Source organism: Falsiruegeria litorea R37 (assembly GCF_900172225.1).
Classification (GTDB): domain Bacteria; phylum Pseudomonadota; class Alphaproteobacteria; order Rhodobacterales; family Rhodobacteraceae; genus Falsiruegeria; species Falsiruegeria litorea.
The window spans coordinates 2,466,755-2,484,626 of sequence record NZ_FWFO01000001.1 but is presented as its reverse complement, the minus strand read 5'-3'; the positions used below and the strand labels follow the sequence as shown (position 1 = coordinate 2,484,626).

16 protein-coding genes and 1 tRNA gene are annotated in these 17,872 nt (G+C 57.5%); 7 read left to right on the top strand and 10 right to left on the bottom strand.

What is annotated here, in order from left to right:
* Window positions 1–95: 95 nt before the first annotated feature.
* Entirely contained in the window at window positions 96–1,745 is a 1,650-nt protein-coding gene (locus TRL7639_RS12120) for an NAD(P)H-hydrate dehydratase (RefSeq protein WP_085795902.1), read from the top strand.
* Here TRL7639_RS12120 and TRL7639_RS12115 read toward each other — a convergent pair.
* Window positions 1,742–2,251, bottom strand: coding sequence for a Hint domain-containing protein (locus TRL7639_RS12115; RefSeq protein WP_085795901.1), 510 nt, complete (start codon window positions 2,249–2,251; stop codon window positions 1,742–1,744). The two genes, TRL7639_RS12120 and TRL7639_RS12115, sit on opposite strands and share 4 nt — an antisense overlap.
* Window positions 2,252–2,486: 235 nt before the next feature.
* On the opposite strand from TRL7639_RS12115, the gene TRL7639_RS12110 reads away from it, so the two are divergent.
* Window positions 2,487–2,571, top strand: a tRNA-Leu gene (locus TRL7639_RS12110).
* Window positions 2,572–2,688: 117 nt separating this feature from the next.
* Here the strand turns inward: TRL7639_RS12110 and TRL7639_RS12105 are convergent.
* From TRL7639_RS12105 to TRL7639_RS12090, 4 genes are all read right to left on the bottom strand, one after another.
* Window positions 2,689–3,471 carry an IclR family transcriptional regulator gene (locus TRL7639_RS12105; protein WP_085795900.1) on the bottom strand — a complete coding sequence of 261 codons (783 nt, stop codon included), beginning with the start codon at window positions 3,469–3,471 and terminating at the stop codon, window positions 2,689–2,691.
* A 12-nt stretch (window positions 3,472–3,483) separates the two neighbouring features.
* Entirely contained in the window at window positions 3,484–4,842 is a 1,359-nt protein-coding gene (locus TRL7639_RS12100; protein ID WP_085795899.1) for a TRAP transporter large permease, read from the bottom strand.
* Window positions 4,842–5,687 carry a TRAP transporter small permease gene (locus TRL7639_RS12095; protein ID WP_085795898.1) on the bottom strand — a complete coding sequence of 282 codons (846 nt, stop codon included), beginning with the start codon at window positions 5,685–5,687 and terminating at the stop codon, window positions 4,842–4,844. Before TRL7639_RS12095 ends, TRL7639_RS12100 begins: the two co-directional genes overlap by 1 nt.
* Before the next feature lie 111 nt (window positions 5,688–5,798).
* Window positions 5,799–7,031 (bottom strand): TRAP transporter substrate-binding protein, encoded by a 1,233-nt coding sequence (locus TRL7639_RS12090; RefSeq protein WP_085795897.1) that lies wholly within the window; start codon window positions 7,029–7,031, stop codon window positions 5,799–5,801.
* 119 nt (window positions 7,032–7,150) lie between these two features.
* On the opposite strand from TRL7639_RS12090, the gene TRL7639_RS12085 reads away from it, so the two are divergent.
* From TRL7639_RS12085 to tig, 4 genes are all read left to right on the top strand, one after another.
* Entirely contained in the window at window positions 7,151–8,773 is a 1,623-nt protein-coding gene (locus TRL7639_RS12085; protein WP_085795896.1) for a GMC family oxidoreductase, read from the top strand.
* Window positions 8,774–9,187: 414 nt separating this feature from the next.
* On the top strand, window positions 9,188–10,291 hold the full coding sequence (locus TRL7639_RS12080) for a porin (protein WP_133057647.1): 1,104 nt from the start codon (window positions 9,188–9,190) through the stop codon (window positions 10,289–10,291).
* A 432-nt stretch (window positions 10,292–10,723) separates the two neighbouring features.
* Window positions 10,724–11,845, top strand: a complete 1,122-nt coding sequence (locus TRL7639_RS12075) for a porin (protein ID WP_085795894.1) — start codon at window positions 10,724–10,726, stop codon at window positions 11,843–11,845.
* Window positions 11,846–12,033: 188 nt separating this feature from the next.
* On the top strand, window positions 12,034–13,365 hold the full coding sequence (gene tig, locus TRL7639_RS12070) for a trigger factor (RefSeq protein WP_085795893.1): 1,332 nt from the start codon (window positions 12,034–12,036) through the stop codon (window positions 13,363–13,365).
* Window positions 13,366–13,468: 103 nt separating this feature from the next.
* Here tig and TRL7639_RS12065 read toward each other — a convergent pair whose 3' ends face one another.
* From TRL7639_RS12065 to TRL7639_RS12055, 3 genes are all read right to left on the bottom strand, one after another.
* Window positions 13,469–14,350: an acyl-homoserine-lactone synthase gene (locus tag TRL7639_RS12065; RefSeq protein WP_085795892.1), complete on the bottom strand. Its 882-nt coding sequence runs from the start codon at window positions 14,348–14,350 to the stop codon at window positions 13,469–13,471.
* A gap of 97 nt (window positions 14,351–14,447) precedes the next feature.
* Window positions 14,448–15,149: a LuxR family transcriptional regulator gene (locus tag TRL7639_RS12060; protein ID WP_085795891.1), complete on the bottom strand. Its 702-nt coding sequence runs from the start codon at window positions 15,147–15,149 to the stop codon at window positions 14,448–14,450.
* Between the two features lie 36 nt (window positions 15,150–15,185).
* Complete coding sequence (locus tag TRL7639_RS12055) at window positions 15,186–15,683, bottom strand: helix-turn-helix domain-containing protein (protein ID WP_085795890.1); 498 nt, start codon at window positions 15,681–15,683, stop codon at window positions 15,186–15,188.
* Between the two features lie 275 nt (window positions 15,684–15,958).
* Between TRL7639_RS12055 and aqpZ the strand changes: the two genes are divergently transcribed.
* On the top strand, window positions 15,959–16,648 hold the full coding sequence (gene aqpZ / locus TRL7639_RS12050) for an aquaporin Z (protein ID WP_085795889.1): 690 nt from the start codon (window positions 15,959–15,961) through the stop codon (window positions 16,646–16,648).
* A 51-nt stretch (window positions 16,649–16,699) separates the two neighbouring features.
* Here the strand turns inward: aqpZ and TRL7639_RS12045 are convergent, their stop codons facing one another.
* Together TRL7639_RS12045 and TRL7639_RS12040 are read right to left on the bottom strand one after the other, a co-directional pair.
* Window positions 16,700–17,146, bottom strand: a complete 447-nt coding sequence (locus TRL7639_RS12045; RefSeq protein WP_370808951.1) for a transglycosylase SLT domain-containing protein — start codon at window positions 17,144–17,146, stop codon at window positions 16,700–16,702.
* A 164-nt stretch (window positions 17,147–17,310) separates the two neighbouring features.
* The gene (locus tag TRL7639_RS12040; protein ID WP_207559659.1) at window positions 17,311–17,862 is read right to left on the bottom strand and encodes a CIA30 family protein; all 552 of its coding nucleotides are present in this window, start codon (window positions 17,860–17,862) and stop codon (window positions 17,311–17,313) included.
* Window positions 17,863–17,872: the final 10 nt, after the last annotated feature.

Sequence of the window (17,872 nt, the reverse complement as noted above, 5' to 3'; positions counted from 1 at the left end):
GCGGCTGTTGCGTCGCAGCAATTTTGGGGCCCGTGTGAAATTTTGAGCATGTTGCACAAAAAATGCGCAGAATTGAATCGAGCGAGGTTTGAGCCATGACAGAATTGCTGACGGCGGCGCAGATGCGGGCCATCGAGCAGGCCGCCATCGATTCAGGCGAGGTGACCGGACTGGAGCTGATGGAGCGTGCTGGGCAGGGCGTGGTCGAGGCGATCTTCGAGGAATGGCCAGAATTGGCCGAGAGCGAAGAGGGGGGCGCTGCCCCCCGTCCTGCGGACTCCCCCCGGGATATTTCTGGCAAAAGGAAGAGAGCAGTTGTTCTGTGTGGCCCCGGCAACAACGGTGGCGACGGATTTGTCGTGGCTCGGTTGTTGGATCAGAGGGGCTGGGATGTTGACGTGTTTCTTTATGGAGAAGCTGACAAGCTGCCGCCGGATGCGCGGGTGAATTTTGACCGGTGGCGGGAGTTGAATGGAAGATGCCAGGCGTGGCTTTCAACCATTTATGATGACGATGGAAAATTACGTGCCAGGCTGTTGTCTGCTGATGTTACAGTTGATGCGGTGTTTGGAACTGGATTGTCACGCGGTCTCGGCCGGATACACAATGATGTATGGTCAGCCTACGATCTGGATACCGGAGCACTTAACAGGCTCGTTGCGGTGGACATTCCAAGTGGCCTTTGTTCCGATAGCGGCAAGCTCTTGGACTTTGAGGTTAGCGCATTTGGGGCCGATGAAAATTTCCACGCCTTTCAATCGGCGCTAACTGTTACATTTCACAGGGCAAAGCTTGGGCATTATCTGGCTGTGGGCGCAGCGCTTGGTGGTAGGGTGGTCGTCAAAGACATTGGTTTGTCTTCTATAACGTGTCTGCGCGAAGCTTGTGTCCAAAGGGTTGCGTCTGACCGAAGGGCATCTACGAAAATTGAAACAGGACATAAATTCTTGCACGGCCATGCGCTGGTTTTTACCGGGGGGCTAGGCAAAACCGGCGCGGCGCGTTTGTCCGCCCGAGGGGCTCTTCGGATTGGAGCGGGATTGGTAACCCTGGGAGTTCCACCTTCGGCGCAGATGGAGGTTTCGGGCCACATTACCGCTCTGATGATGAGCCGTGTCAATGGAGGGGGCGGGCTAGAGGTTATTCTAGAGGATGAGCGCCTCAATGCTTTATGCCTCGGGCCGGGACTGGGGCAGGCGCGGGCGCGCGACTTGGTACCGGTCGCATTGGCGGCCAAGCGCGCGACCGTTTTGGATGCAGATGCTCTGTCGGCGTTTGCCGATGAACCCGAGGTGTTGTTTGCTCTCTTGCATGAGGGCTGCGTGCTAACTCCACACGGCGGTGAGTTTGCGCGGTTGTTCCCGGACATCGCGGACAAGCTGAACGAGACGCCCATCAGAGGCCCCGCCTATTCCAAGGTGGATGCCACACGTGAGGCGGCGAAGCGGGCAGGGTGCGTGGTTCTGTTCAAGGGGCCGGATACAGTGATTGCCGACCCTCAGGGGTGCTGTTCGATCAACTCGGCACATTACGAGCGGTCGGCGCCTTGGCTGGCCACCGCCGGGTCCGGCGATGTGCTGGCGGGATTCATCACCGGGCTATTGGCGCGCGGGTTTGCGCCAATGCAGGCCGCCGAGATGGCGGCCTGGTTGCATGTGGAATGCGCGTTGGAGTTTGGCCCCGGTCTGATCGCCGAAGATTTGCCGGAACAGCTCCCGGCAGTGTTCCAACGGCTTGGCGTTTAAGCGGCGGGGCGGATTTCGGCGGCCAGCGTTTGCGCGCCCAACTCCAGCCCACCGGCATAAAGGATGTGAGAGCTGTCGAAACGCAGTTGGAACAGCTCCATCTCTTGCTCGCCCAGGTCGCGAATGAATTCGCCATCCAGCAAGGCATCGGCTCGGACCATTGCCTGGGGGGCGCCAAACATGGCTTTGGCGCGCCAGTCGCGGATCAGCACGGGCTGGCCTGCGGGCAGGATCAGGTCCTGATCGGGGCGCGTGTCGCCAAGCGATCCGGCGGCAAAGGAAATGGCCCGCGTGGTCAGCAGGCCGCGTGTGACGCCCTGAACCTTCACAAAGCCCGCGTCGCGAGTGATGATCTTGTCACCTGCCGAGATGAATTCGACCGGCATTTCGCCGTCCTGGGTTAGCAGGATGGTTCCGGACAGAAATCCGATGTCATCCATCGGAGTGGAATAGGGGTGCGAAAGCGGGCTTTGCCCACCAGCACGCCCGACCGTATTCGGTTTCATGGCGTTTCTCGCTCGGTTGCCTCATTATTTTGCCTATCAGAATATGGCAAAATCGTGCACAAGTCGCGGCTTTTTTTGACAAAGGTGCGCAAGGGGTGCGTATTTGGATGGGGTGCAAGGTAAATGGCGGCCCGAAAACTGTCAGGGGGCCTCTTGCCCCCGGTTCGGGGGATGTGTATCAGTCGCCGAGCTTGGCTGACGCAGACCGAAATGGGCGGCGCGGCGAGCATCGGATGCGGGTGTGGCGAAATTGGTAGACGCACCAGATTTAGGTTCTGGCGCCGCAAGGCGTGGGGGTTCAAGTCCCTCCACCCGCACCACTCTGTTTCAATGGCGCGAAAACTGAAGCAAAGTCGGATACTTCGCGGCTTGGGTGGTTCTGGGGCGCTTTGTCACCAGGTTTGACGCTGATGTGCCGCTGCCGCGCAGACTGCTTTCTATTGAGACCGATTCAGATCCGAGAGTTTCGCCGCTGCCTGTTGCAAAGGCGTCAGGAAATCGAGAATCTGTTCCAACGAGCACCGCATCACCGGCGCGTGTACTGACAAGGTTGCCAGCATCCGGCCTTGGGAATCGAGGATTGGAACTGCAATTGCCGCCATGCCTGTCATGAATTCTTCGTTGTCCTGCGAGTATCCGCGTTCGCGCGATTCTGCCAATTCCTGACGCAACAATTCTGGATCGGTTGTCGTTCGTTCTGTTAGTTTTTCCAGAGGCTTGGCCGACAATACCCCGTTCAGTGTCGTCGAGCGCAACGAGGACAGGTACATCTTGCCGCTGGCGGTGCAGTGAAAGGGGACCTGGGTGCCAATAGGCAGCTGGATCCGCAGGGGCCATTTGGTCTCGACCCGGTCCAGATAAGTCATGCCCTCGCGGTCCGGGGTGGCCAAATTGATGGTTTCGCCAATCTCTTCGGCGGCGGCCTTCATGATGGCCAGACGCGCGGTGCGGATGCGTTCAGACGACATGGTGTTGACCGCGAGCGCCCGCAAGCGATCCCCGGGGCCGAACGAGCGGCCATCAAGGTCACGCTGTAAAAAACCTTCGGCCTCTGCAGTTTGCAGAAGCCGATGGATCGTTGGTTTGGGCAGGCCGATCGTGTCGATCAGATCGGCCGGCTTGACGGATACCCCAAGGCGCGCAACCTCCTCCAAAATCCGCAGAAGCCGAAGGTTCGTCGGGATCTGGTGTTCTTTCGAAGGTGTCGCGTCTTCAGGCATCGCGTCTCATTTCTATCTGTTCGGCAGCAGCGCCAGTGCCAGATCCGGTACAAGTGACACAAGCACCCAGACCGAGATCAAGGCGGCAAGATATGGCACCGTATAGCGAAGCAGACGGAAATATGGAACTCCGGTTACGCCTGATGCCACATAGAGGTTCAACCCGTATGGCGGCGTGATAAAGCCGATCGATGCGCCCACAAGGAAGATCACCGAAAAGTGGATCGGATCAATGCCCACAGATGCCGCAATCGGTGCCAGGATGGGGGCCAGAATGATCGTCACCGGCAGGCTTTCCAGCACCATGCCCGAGAAGAACACGATCACCATCGAGGTGAAGAGCACCGCGTGATAACCGCCCATCGAGGTCACGAAATCACCGATGGTTTGCTGCGCACCAAGCAGGGACAGGATTTGCTGCATCACGACGGACACCGCGATCAGCGGGGCCAGAATGCCGCTGATCTGGGCCGAACGGACCACGATCGACGGGATTTCTGGCAGGGTGAAGCCCTCGACCGCGAACATCTCGGCAAAGCTCTTGTCTGAGACGGGCTTTTCACCGTTCGCGCCCATGATCTTGTTGATCGGATAGCTGACAAGACCCGCAAATATGCAGAAGCCTACGGTCACACCCGCCGCCTCGGTGGGGGAGAACTTGCCGGTGTAGATGCCCCAGAGCACCAGACCGATGGCAAAGAAACCCAGCCACGCGCCAAACGCGGTTTTCAGCACCCGGTTCAGTTGCAGCGGGATCAGGTAACCCCAGCCGTTGATGCGGCAGATGATCCAGCAGGCCAGCTGCATGCCAACCACCATCAGCGTGCCGGGCAGGATGCCAGCCACAAACAGGTCCGAGATCGGCAGGTTCATCAGGAACCCGTAGACGATAAAGATGATCGACGGCGGGATGATGATCCCGACAGTACCACCAGCCGCAGCCGTGGCTGCCGAGAAGCGTTCATCGTACCCGCCCTTTACCATCTCGGGGTGCAGCATTGAGCCGATGGTGGCCGTGGTGGCCGAGTTCGAACCCGAGATCGCCGCAAAGAGACCGCAAGCGCCCAGAGATGCCATGGCCAGACCGCCCCGCAGCCAGCCAAGGCAGGCATAGGCAAAGTCCGATAGCCTTTTGGCAATCCCTGATTTGTTGATCAGGTCCCCGGTCAGGATGAACAGCGGCATCGCCATCAGCGCAAACCCGTCCTTGAAGACGTTCAGCATCTCGGCGCCGGTGTTGTCGAGTGTCAGGTCCAGCACAAAGCTGCACCCCACGACCCAGTAAAAGATGATCAGCAGCACCGGCGTGCCCATCATGAACAGAAAGGTCACCCCAAGCGAGATGATCGTAATCCAGGTTGCATCGGTCATCAGGCGTCCCCCCCGATTACGGCTTGTTCGATCATCGGGCCATCGCCTCGGAATTTACCCAAATCTTCGAGGATGTTTTCGATGGCGCGCGTGGCGAGCAGGATGAAGCACAACGGCATTGTCAGGATGAACCACCAGCGCATGATGTCATCGGTGCCCAGAACGATGGCAAAGTTGTCGTAGGTGTTGACCGTGACGCGGGCGGTGGTGGTGACGATGATGATGCAGAAAATCAGCCACAGGACGTTGTCCATGGTCAGCCAGAACAGCTGTCCCTTGCGGCCCAGCTTGGTGCGGAACTCGGAAAAGCTCAGATGCGTGCGCAGGCGGATATTAAAGGTGCAGCCATACCACGCCATGATCATGAACAAGAGCGGCGGGATGGTCGTCGACCAGGGGGCCTGAACCGAGAATACGAACCGCTGGATGACGCCCACAAAGATGATCACCGCCATCACGATGTAACAATAGACCACAATGGTGCGTTCGGGCGTGCGTTCCAGCAGGATCAGCAGCACCGGGATGAACACAACGAGCAGACGCAGGTTGCCACCTGTAATAGTAGTCAGAAAGTTGCCCACCGGATCCAGAAACGCTGCCGCCAGGCCCAAGGCCAGCATCACGGCGATGATCGGATGGGTGAACCGTGTTGCGGAATATCCCAACCGTTCCTCCAGCCTGATGGCCAGTTTCTCGCGATAGTAGAAGATAACAGCGCCGATCAAGGTCAGCGGTCCAAATACAAGCCATGCCGCATCCGAGCGATAGGCCTTAACGACTTTGAAGTTGATGTCCCCCGTCACGGTAGCCGTGACAATGGTGGACATATCCGCCCAGACTGACATCTGGTGCCCCTCCCATGTTCATAAGTACATCCGTCACCGCGCATTGGCTGCGTCTACGGACAAATGAGCCGGCCCCGTGACCGAGGCCAGCTCCAATACCTTAGCGGTGGATTACGATTTCCACCAACGGCGGGGTTCGACGTTTTCGGGCAGCGTGTCCTCGGGGATCGTGCGCACTTCGTCGTAGATCTCCTGATAGGTGTCTGCGCCACCTTGCCAGCCGTTGATCCGCTCGCGCCATTGCTCCCAAAGCTGAGGCTGGAATTCGGGCGAACACATCTCTTCGGCCTTGCGCAGTTCTTCCTTGGACAGGAAGGCGTTGCGCACGTTGTTCTTGGCAAAGATGGTGTCGGGCAGCTGCGGATCGGACATACCGACCGTCTTGACCAGCGCCGCCTCGTTGGCAGCCTGAACATGGGTTTGCGCCCAATAGGCCGATTCCATCACCGCATCCTGCAGTTCGCCACCCAGCCCGTCGAACACCTCGGCCGACATCGCTGTGTGCTCTGTCCCGCAGAAGAAGTTCAGGTGAACCGACTGCGAAACAACTGGCGACATGTTGGCATAGGCCACAGCCGACGCCCAGGTTTCAGCCCCGTCAATCAGGCCCTGCTTCAGACCATCCAGGGTTTCTTCCCACGCGACTGGAACCGGGTTCAGGTTCAACGCCTGCATCGCGATCCGGCCCAACTGAGTGCCCGTGACGCGGTTCTTGGTGCCGAACAGCTGCTCGACGCTGGTGACCGTGGGCTTGTCTTCCCACGCCAGACCCAGCTGGATACCGCGCAGTTCCGCATGGCTGAACAGGAACTTCAGACCATGGCGACGTTCATAAGGCTCACGCAGCAGCGCCTGGGACTTGGGCGAATACAGGAAATGATACTGATCCGCGCGGTTGCGGAACATGTATGCGTAATCCAGAACGTTCAGATAGGGCGCGCCACCAGCCGAGTTCTGAGTGGAGGCGGCATAGATGTCGACGATCCCCTGCTGGGTCTTCTCGACACAGGACACCTGACCGCAGATCTGGTTGTTGCCGATGAATTCGACGCGGATCTCGCCGTCGGTGCGGCTTTCCAGATCGCGAGCAAATTCCAGCGCACCCGCACGTTCGATCAGCAGGTTCTGAGGGTTGAACCCTGCTGCGCCGAACTTCAGCGTGTGTTTGGCCGGCTTTGCGAACCGCTTTTCATAAGTCGACTCGGCGGCGTTTGCCAGGTTGGCCACGCTCATAGCCCCCCCGAACGAACCCGCAGCCAGCAACGTTGAGCTTAGACCATACTGCCCCGCGACCCTGAACAGATCGCGCCGAGACATTTTGCTCAGCTTGTTTCCGATACTCATAGTTCTCCTCCCTGAGTGTCAATTATTGAGACTTGTGGTCTCATTTTTACTCATCTATTGATTGGTGACGCAAGGGAATTCTGCAACCCTGCCAAACTTACCCGCCGGAGGATCTGACTATGTCACCAAAAACAGCTGATTTTCTGATTGTTGGAGCCGGTTCCGCCGGCTGTGTTCTGGCCAACAGGCTCAGCGAGAATCCGGCGAATCGGGTGATTCTGCTTGAGGCCGGCGGCCGTGACATAAACCCTTGGATCCACGTTCCGGTGGGCTATTTCAAAACGCTGCACAATCCCAACACGGACTGGTGCTACAAATCCGAGCCGGATCCGGGGTTGAATAACCGCAGCCTGGATTGGCCGCGCGGCAAGACACTTGGCGGGTCGTCGTCCATCAACGGGTTGCTCTATGTGCGTGGCCAGAAAGAGGATTACGACCGGTGGGCGCAACGGGGCAATCGCGGATGGGGCTATGATGATGTCCTGCCGTTGTTCAAGCGGTCAGAGGCGCATGAAAATGGCGAAGATGAGAACCACGGCGGTGACGGCGGTCTGGCCGTCTCTCTGATCCGAGCCAAATCCGAGATTTCCGAGGCTTTCATAGAAGCGGCCGTTGAAATGGGTGTTCCTCGCACCGACGACTACAACGGCGCGGAACAAGAGGGGGCGGGCTATTTTCATCAAACCGCAAAAGGCGGGTTCCGCTGCTCATCGGCGCGTGCGTTCCTAAATCCCGCCAAAAAGCGCCCCAACCTTGAAGTCATCACACACGCGCATACCGAAGAGCTTATCTTTGATCCAGAAGACGACAAACGCGTCATCGGAGTGCGCTATTCCAGCAAGGGGCAAACTCATGATCTGCACCTGAACCCCGGTGGCGAGGTTATTCTGTCCGCGGGTGCCATCGGGTCGCCCCAAATCCTGGAGCTCTCGGGGATCGGACGGGGTGATGTGCTGCAAAAGGCGGGCGTAGCTCTGCGCCACGAACTGCCGGGCGTGGGTGAATGTCTGCAGGACCACCTGCAGATCCGGCTGGTGTATGAGGTCAACAGCCAGACCCTGAATGACGCCATCAACCGCTTTGTGCCCCGGATGGGGATCGGTTTGAACTATGTGCTGTTCCGCAAGGGGCCGATGAGCCTGGGCGCCAGCCAAGTGTGTATCTTTGCCAAATCGATGGAGGGGCTGGAGACGCCGGATATCCAGTTCCATTTCCAACCTTTGTCAGCGGACAAGCCCGGCATCGAGATGCACCCGTTTTCGGGCATCACATCCTCGGTCTGTCAACTGCGCCCTGAAAGCCGGGGGCACATTCATATCGCGTCTCCGCGGGCCGCGGATTACCCCAAGATCGTGCCGAACTACCTGTCGGCCACGGCCGATCAGCTTTGCGCCATCCGTGCGGTGAAATTCGCTCGTGCGATGACCGAAACCAAGGCGCTCTCGCCCTTTATCGTGCGCGAACATGTTCCGAACAACAATCCGCAGACCGACGAAGAACTGCTGGATTGCGCACGCAACATCAGCCAGACGATCTATCACCCCACCAGCACCTGCCGGATGGGCAATGACGGTCTGGCGGTGGTCGACGACCGCCTGCGCGTGCACGGCGTCGCTGGCTTGCGCGTGGCTGATGCGTCGATCATGCCGGACATCGTCTCGGGCAACACCAACGCGCCGACCATCATGATCGGGGAAAAGGCCAGCGACATGATCCTCGAAGATCGCGCTCGCAGCGCTTGAACACTGCGCACAGCGGCGGAATCGATTGCAGATCGTGTCGCCGTATCCTCATTTCTGCCGAGAAAATCCGGCATTCGACGCCTGCGCGCACTTAGCCATTCTCAAAACTTGAGCGGATTGCTGCGCGTCTCGCCTGATTTGGGCGAAATGGCGCCATGGGTTTGATGCTGAGCGCATATCGGATATGCTGCGACATCATGGATCGCGATTTGAATTTTGCTTGGCAGGGTTTTCCTCGATGATCTGAAGAGGCGCCAAACCCCTTTGTTTGTTGGGGTTACGTTTGTGGGGTCTCAAATTGACTGTTACATTAATGCAATATCATTGGGGCCCGACGGGTCGGCCCCTTCAACATGCAAGATGGGGTTCCACATGTTTTATACCTCAATTCCAGAACTCCCAGTGGTGATGAATATGACACAGACGCTTAAACTAACTTCGGCAGCTGCGCTGCTGGCGGCAGGTATCGCGGCTCCGGCTGCTGCCGAATTCAAATGGGACAACGCTTCGGGCGGATATGTAAAGATTTACGGCCAATTTTCTCCGGCCTTCCAATCCGTTGATGACGGTGTGACGACCACCGACAACCTGGTGGACAACGCGCATTCGAACACCCGTGTCGGCATGTGGGTGCGTCAGCCCCTGCAGGGTGGCGAATTCAGCTTTAACTTTGAAACAGCGCTTGGCCTGCGCAGCTCGGGCGGTGTGAGCCAGACCTCGAAGCCAAAGGGCGTGGATTGGGACCGTACCGACCTGCGTAAGGTCGATTTCGCCTACAAAGGTGACTGGGGTACAGTTTACCTGGGGCAGGGGTCGATGGCGACAGACGGTGTGGCCGACAAATCGCTCAACAACAACGCCATGACCACTTACAACGGCATTGGTGACTTTGCGGGCAGCTTTCAGTTCCGCACAGCCGGTGGTGCGCTTTCCGGCGTGAGCATCAGCAGCGTGACGCCCAGCCTTGATGGCGGTCGTCAGGGTCGTGTTCGCTACGACTCGCCTTCGTTCAATGGGTTCCAGGTTGCCCTGTCGGCGGGGCAAGACATCCTGACCCCGGGCAGCAATGACAAATACTATGACGTCGCGTTGAAGTATGTACGCGAGTTCGGCGGCACCAAGGTCGCCGGTGGCATTGGCTTCTCACGACGGGATCGCAATGGTGTAGATCGTGACGACACCTTTGGTTCGCTGGCCGTCAAATTGCAAAACGGCCTGAACTTTGCCTTCTCGGCCGGTAGCCGGAAGAATGACGGTGACTACACCTACTTCTTGGCGGGGTATGAGGCCGACTGGTGGCAGGCGGGGACAACCTCGATCGCGGTCGACTTTTACAACGGCAACGATTTTGGCCTGGCCGGGCGCAAGTCCAAGAGCATCGGTGTTGGCCTGAACCAGAACATCGACAGCATCAGCACCCAGGTCTATCTGGGCTACCGGACGCATGAACTGTCCGATCCGGGCGTGTCCTATCAAGATGTGAACGCGGTTCTCTTTGGTGCGCGCTGGCGCTTCTGATCCGCCTTACATCGCTGAAATTCAAAACGCCGCGTTTCTGACGCGGCGTTATTTTTTGTGCTGAACAGAATAGAATTCCCCGTTCTCTTTTGCGTCGTCTCGGGCAAGGTCCGAAAGGTGGTGTTTTGCGCGGATTGCTGCAGGTGCATGGTCCAGGATGAGCAGATCGCCGCCGCCGATATTGCGCGCCTGCAAGGCCGATATGTGGTTACGTCATGCGTATACGCATGATTTTCTGTTGTGACAATTTTCTCGGGTTTGCGCCTTGATGCGCAAACGCCTTGTTTCCTTGGTGAAGACGGATCGCCGACTCAAATTCACTGTGACCGAATTGCAATAGAGGCAGTTGAGGGGGGCTTGGCCCCTTCAAGTTGGACGATCCAATTCCATATTCCCGACTGTTACTATCAGAAACACTCCGTGGTGGAAAAAATGTCACAAAAACTTAAACTTACGTCAGCTGCTGCCGTTGTTGCAGCCAGCATTGCAGCGCCTGCTGCTGCCGAATTGCGCTATGAAAATGGCTCAGGAGGTTGGCTCCGTCTGTATGGTCAGTTCAACCCGTCGATCACCCGCGTGGACGATGGCCAGCAGACCGAAACCAACGTCACGGACAGCTCGATCTCGGCCAGCCGCATCGGTGTACGTGGTGCGCAGGACTTTGGCGCGAACACCTTCCTGTTCCGCTTTGAAAGCAGCTTGAACCTGCCGGGCTCGGCAGACATTGACCAGAACGGCCGCAACACCAGCGGTTGGTCGCGTGAGAACATCCGTTATGTCGATTTCGCTCTGCGCGGCAGCTACGGTACCTTCTCGGCCGGTCAGGGCAGCATGGCGGCAGATGGCGCAACCAGCGTTGACCTGTCTTATGTGAGCGAAGTGCTGAACTCGGCCACCACCGACGTCAACGACAGTTTCATCTTCCGCAACCCCAATGGCGCGCTGAATGGCCCGACCGTTGGCAGCACCTTTGGCACCTTTGACGGCTCGCGTCGTGGCCGTGTGCGCTATGACACGCCCGAATTCAACGGTTTCACTGCCGCCGTTGCGTACGGCAAGAACGTTCTGTCGAGCACCGATGATGACGATTACTATGACGTCGCCCTGAACTATGCCAAAGACTTTGGTGGTGTCGAGTTCGCAGCCGCAATCGCATATTCGGTCCGCGACCGCAGCAATGGCGCCAAGCGCTCGGACACCGTTGGTTCGGCCTCGGTCAAGCTGCAGAATGGCCTGAGCTTCACCATGGCAGCCGGTCAGCGCAGCGATGATGCGGCAGGTGCGACCGACCCGAACTATGTCTATGGCAAGATCGCCTATGAGCAGGACTGGTTCTCGATCGGTGAGACCGGCATTGGTATTCACTATAAAGATGGCAGCGACTTCGACACCAACGGATCGAAGTCCAAAGTGATCGGCATCGGTATCGCGCAGCGCATCGACCCGATCAACGCCGACGCATACTTTGGTATCCAGCGTCACGAGCACGACTCGACCACGGTGTCCTATCAGGACAATCAGTCGATGATCCTGGGTGCCCGCTGGAAGTTCTGATTTTCTGATCAGAGCGTCAAAGTGAACACGCCGCATTCCCTCGTGCGGCGTGTTTTTTATTGGTTTGACGGCAAGTCCCGGCCTGTTCTTGTGCAAAGCCTCTTGCACCGGCGGGGCAGGGCAAATAGAAGGCGTCAAATTTCCCGGCGCGCCCGTTTTGCGCGCCCCGAATCCTATGGGGACTAAGAATGCAGGTTACCGAGACGCTGAACGAAGGTCTGAAGCGCGGCTACAACATCGTCGTGACTGCGGCCGAGCTGGACGAGAAGGTCAACGAAAAGTTGGTCGAGGCGCAGCCCGAGATCGAAATGAAAGGCTTTCGCAAGGGCAAGGTGCCCATGGCCCTGCTGAAAAAGCAGTTTGGTCAGCGTCTGCTGGGTGAAGCGATGCAGGAAAGCATCGACGGTGCCATGAACAAACATTTCGAGGATAGCGGTGACCGTCCGGCGCTGCAGCCCGAAGTCAAGATGACCAACGAAGACTGGAAAGAGGGCGACGACGTCCACGTCGAGATGGCTTACGAAGCTCTGCCCGAGATCCCCGAAGTCGACCTGAAGTCGATCTCGCTGGAGAAGCTGGTTGTCAAAGCTGACGACGCTGCCGTGGAAGAGGCCCTGGGCAACCTGGCCGAAACCGCGCAGGACTTCAAAGCGCGCCGCAAGGGCTCCAAAGCCAAAGACGGTGACCAGGTCGTGTTTGATTTCGTCGGCAAGGTGGACGGCGAAGCGTTTGAGGGTGGTTCGGCCGAAGATTACCCGCTGGTTCTGGGCTCCAACAGCTTTATCCCCGGTTTCGAGGATCAGCTGGTTGGCGTGAAAGCCGAGGAAGAAAAAGACGTCACCGTCACCTTCCCCGAAGATTACCAGGCCGAGCACCTGGCGGGTAAAGAAGCCATCTTCTCGTGCAACGTCAAAGAGGTCAAAGAGCCGGTTGCGGCCGAGATCAACGACGAGCTGGCGCAGAAATTCGGTGCCGAAGACCTGGCTGCCCTGAAAGGTCAGATCAGCGAGCGTCTGGAAGCGGAATACGCGGGTGCCGCCCGTGCTGTGCAGAAGCGCGCTCTGCTCGACGCGCTGGATGGCAAAGTGTCGTTCGACCTGCCGCCGTCGCTGCTGGACGCCGAAGCCAAGCAGATCGCGCACCAGCTGTGGCACGAAGAAAACCCCGAGGTTGAAGGCCACGATCACGCCGAGATCGAAGCGACCGAAGAGCACACCAAGCTGGCTGCACGCCGCGTACGTCTTGGCCTGCTGCTGGCCGAACTGGGCCAGAAAGCCGAGGTCGAAGTGACCGACGCCGAGATGACCCAGGCGATCATGGCGCAGGCGCGTCAGTATCCGGGTCAGGAACGTCAGTTCTTTGAATTCATCCAGCAGAACGCACAGATGCAGCAACAGCTGCGCGCGCCGATCTTCGAAGACAAAGTCGTCGACTATGTATTCGAGCTGGCCGAAGTGACCGAGAAAGAGGTCAGCAAGGACGATCTGGAAAAAGCTGTTGAGGCGCTGGAGGACGAGTAATCGTCTTGCTGCCTTTCACAGGTAGAAACAGAAGGAGCCGCCCAATGGGCGGCTCTTTTCGTTTGAGGAGAGCATTTTACTGTCCGGCCCGCCTGGGCCAGGATCATGCTTCGTTTGCCAGGGCCCAGGGTGTCTGGCGCAAGGTCTGACGCTGCTCGGGCGAGAAGCTGTCGCTGAGTGCCTCGATCAGGTCGAGGACGGATTTGACCTCTTCCTCGGTCTTGGCGGCGCGCATCTGCTCGACAAAGTACTTTTCAAGTGAGCTGAGCGGCTTGTGATCGCGGTTGGCGGGAGTGGTGGCTGTTGTTGTATCCAGTGGCATTTTCGCTGTGCTCTTTGAGTGGATTAAAAGTTTCAGTGCCTCTTCCTCAGTGAGGAAAACGTCATGTTCGATGCCTGCAAATTCGCGAACATTGTTGATACGCTCTTCGGTACAGTCGAGCAGGGCGGCGAGCGCGGGAACCTTGCCCATTGGTACGGTCTTGCCAACATAGCCATAGGGCGCATTGTTGGATCGTTTCAGAACACGGTCCATGACCGGGTCCATGACTGTCACGATGTCTTTAATGCCCGAACGGCGGGCGAATTCCAGCGAACCGATCATCAGCTCGCACGTGGCATACGAGACTGAATTGCGATCCTTACCCCGGGTCAAACGCTGCGTGTCAACGCAGAAACGGGTGGATTCCCACATTGTGGCGCTGCGCAGCGGGGCCTCGCCATCCAGGATGGCGTGGAACACGTCGGACAGCATATGTGGGCCTGTGGTTTGCAGGGCACGCACGGCCGACACGACATTGCCGTTGTCGTCAAGCCCTACCACATAGGCCGGGTCCAGATTGTCGAAGTCATCAATTTCTTTACCGTCTTCGATCGTCACGTCCCATCCCAGACGACCGCCGAAGACCCTACCGCGAAGACGAAACATGTCCTCAAGAACAGAACCAAACAGGTGCTTGTTAAGAGCATCAATCACAATAATCATCTTTTCCCCCATCGAGTGGTTATCGGTAAACCAATCGTTACCTATCTCGGCGGGAGGCTCTATTGGGGGATTCCCGTAGTCTGGCGGGAATGATGATTTAGCCGGGGAAAATCAGGCCCAATCCGATGGCACGACCTACGGCCTGGGCGGTTGTGAGGGCATACAACTTTTCCCGGCTCGAACGCAAATGAACTTCGACGGTGCGGTGAGAAATCGACAAAATATCGCCGATGTCCTGCTGTGACTTGCCTGCAGCCGTCCACTGCAGGATCTCAATTTCGCGTTTGGACAGGGCTGGATGCATCAACACTTGGGTCAGGGTGTCAGAGCTCATGACCGAGTCGTGTATGTGGACGGCCATGGATTGCAAATCGCTGATTACGTGGCTGACCAGCTTGGTCCATTCCGCCTTGCTGCACTCACGTGTGACGCTCAGCAGGCCCACGTCACCATAGGGGCCGCGAACCGGGATTGTGAGGCCTTGATCCCCGATGCCAAAGTCATGTGCATCGCGGAAAACCTGCCGGAACTGGTCGCTGCGTTCCAGCCTGCTCCAGTCGACGGGCGCGATGCTGCGCTGAGGCATGTGAAGGGTCGGGTCGATCAGTTGATAGTTTTGATCGGTGTAGTGGGCCTTCCACGCGTCGTCATAGGTAACGTGCCCATGGATCGTGCCGCTAACTGGATTGATCCCGGCATAGGCCACATTGTCCAGTTCGAAATTCTCACGCACTTGGTTCAGAAAGCCACTGTAGTGGTTTTCTGACTTGGGCAAAGCGCCGAGATCCACAATATCCATCTTAGACATCAGCCTGGACCGCTAGGATGTCGGGACCTAACCTTCGATGTCTATTTTTGATCTAGACGGGTGTGAGCGGGCCGACATGTTCTTGATTATGGTAAGAACAGCATGCTTTTGCTCTGCTGACAAGTCCGTAAAGAAATCAATCAGTTCCTTTGTGGCTTGTTCGTCTCTTGTTTTGCCGGAATTCGCAGGCCGACGGAATGGTTTACTCAAGGGCGAGGGGAGCAGCGGCTCTTCTTCGAAAAAATGGCTGATGTGAAGGTCCAAAGTCTCAGCGATCATCCAAAGCCGAGAGGCGCTGACGCGATTCACACCGGATTCGTATTTCTGCACCTGTTGAAAGCGCACACCAATGGCGCGGCCAAGTTCCACCTGGCTAATGCCCAAGGCCATTCGCCGGGCGCGTATCTTTGAGCCAACAAGGCTATCTATCGAATTCATACATATCACCTTTAAATCATCGACAAGCAAACACATGCGGTCCGCTGCGAGTTCGGCGGTGTGTTGCAAGGTTTGCTGGTCGCACATCCATAGGGAGAGTCTGCCCGACGAAGGTGTGTGTGGCAATAGGAATTCCCTTAAGGGTTGTTAGTTTCACTAGGTAAGAAACAGCTTTCTTGAATATTTTGAAAAAAACATCCTAGATACAAGTTCTTGAAGTGAAAGATCGCCGGGGCAAGGGGGCTTGGACCCGCCCGGCAAGTTGGCTCTGTTCCTGAATTTTTCGAACCGAGCAACGAAACAAGAAAGGCAACAGGGACAGGGGCGGCGGAACCGACCCCAATAGATTTGGAGTACGTGTCATGATGAACAAACTTGCAGCAGAATTTGTCGGAACCTTTTGGCTGGTTCTAGGCGGCTGTGGCAGCGCGGTTCTGGCCGCTGGGGTGGCAGATGTCGGGATCGGGTGGCTTGGGGTTTCTTTTGCTTTTGGCTTGACGGTTCTGACAATGGCCTTTGCCGTGGGGCACATCTCGGGGGGGCATTTCAACCCGGCGGTGACGCTTGGTCTGGTGATCGGAGGACGGCACGACGCAAAGGAGTTGTTGCCCTATTGGATCGCCCAAGTGGTCGGGGCCATTGCTGCTGCTGTTGTTCTTTATATCATCGTATCCGGGCAGAGCGGATTTGAAGGCGTAGGTGGCTTTGCCTCCAACGGATACGGCGAGTCTTCCCCGCAGGGGTATTCCATGGCATCAGGGTTCGTGACCGAGGTTGTGATGACAGCCGTGTTCCTGATCATCATCCTGGGCGCCACGTCCAAGGGCGCGCCTGCGGGCTTTGCTCCGATTGCCATTGGCCTGGGCCTGACTTTGATTCACCTGATTTCAATCCCGGTAACCAACACATCGGTGAACCCGGCGCGGTCGACTGGCGTGGCGCTTTTTGCGGATGGTCCCGCCATGGCGCAGCTGTGGATGTTCTGGGTCGCGCCACTGATCGGCGCGGCCGTGGGGGCCGTGATCTGGAAGGTCCTGTCGTCAGACGATTGATACCGACAAGGACATTCTGCCCGCGTCTGGTGCCAGAGGCGGGCAGGGCAATCAGTTTTTCGGCTTCACAAGGCCGGTTTCTACCAGCATTCCACGTCGTTTGGCCTCGTAGTAATAGCCGGTGGCATACAGACGGATTGCGCGCGCTTGATCGCCGTCTGCCAACAGCCAGGCGCCCTTGAGGTACTTGAGTGCAAACTCCAAGTTGGTTTCAGCGTCCAAGAGATCCTTTGGTTGCCCCTTGAACCCCATGGACCGCGCTGTTGCCGGCAAGATCTGTAGCAAGCCATAGTAAGGACGGTTTACCGCCCAGGGGCGGTGGGTGCTTTCCCGAATGGCAAGCTTGTGCACCAGTTCTCGGGGCAATTCATAGTGATCCGCCCATTTGTTGATCGACGCGCGCAGTTCAGGCGTTTCGTTCGGGAACAGCGGCGGGTCATAGACGGGCGGCGCGGGCTCTTCCCTGCTGCAGGCTGCGGTTGCAAAGCTCAATGTCATCAAAATCGCGGAACGGCGTGTCAGGTGTTTCATCAGGATCTCCGCTCAGTCATCAGCTGAGCCTATCCCACTATGGCTTTCCCGCAAGCTCATATCCGGCACATGTGCTGAAAGTTGCCGACCTATCGCGATCAAACCTCTCCGATGGCACCTGCGCTCTGACTTTAGAAGAACCCGATTTCTGCGACATCAACCTGTGCCGCATGGTCGCGTCCAAAAGCGACGACACCAACCGAAGTGACCGACCCGGCGGATACCGTCGAACGTAACAGGCGACCTGACCGCTCAAACGCGGAAAAGGGCAAGCGAACCTCGGTCCAGGTCCCAGTGGTTTCAAAACTTGCCTGATAATATTGCCACGGCAGCAGTGTCCCAGTCGTCCGCAAATGAATGAAGTAAGCTTGGTTGTTTCCTCGGACGACCAATCGAACACCCTGGGTATCCGAGGGGGCGCGTGTTTCGAGCAAATGCCGAAACTGTATGAAGCCACCATTGTTTGCGGTGCTGACCTGGCCTTCTAGACGGGCAAAGGGCGCGTTCGAAGCCTGTTCAAAGCTTACCTTCCCTGTCGAAACACCCCCCATCACCGTGTCTGCAACATATTGCCACCGGGTTTCAGGGTTATTTTCAAAGGTTTCAAAAGGTTCAGCGTTCAAGGTCACGGCTCCGACCAGCCAGAACTGAGCCGAAATAAGCAAGTGTTTGGCGAATTTCACCCGGTGCTCC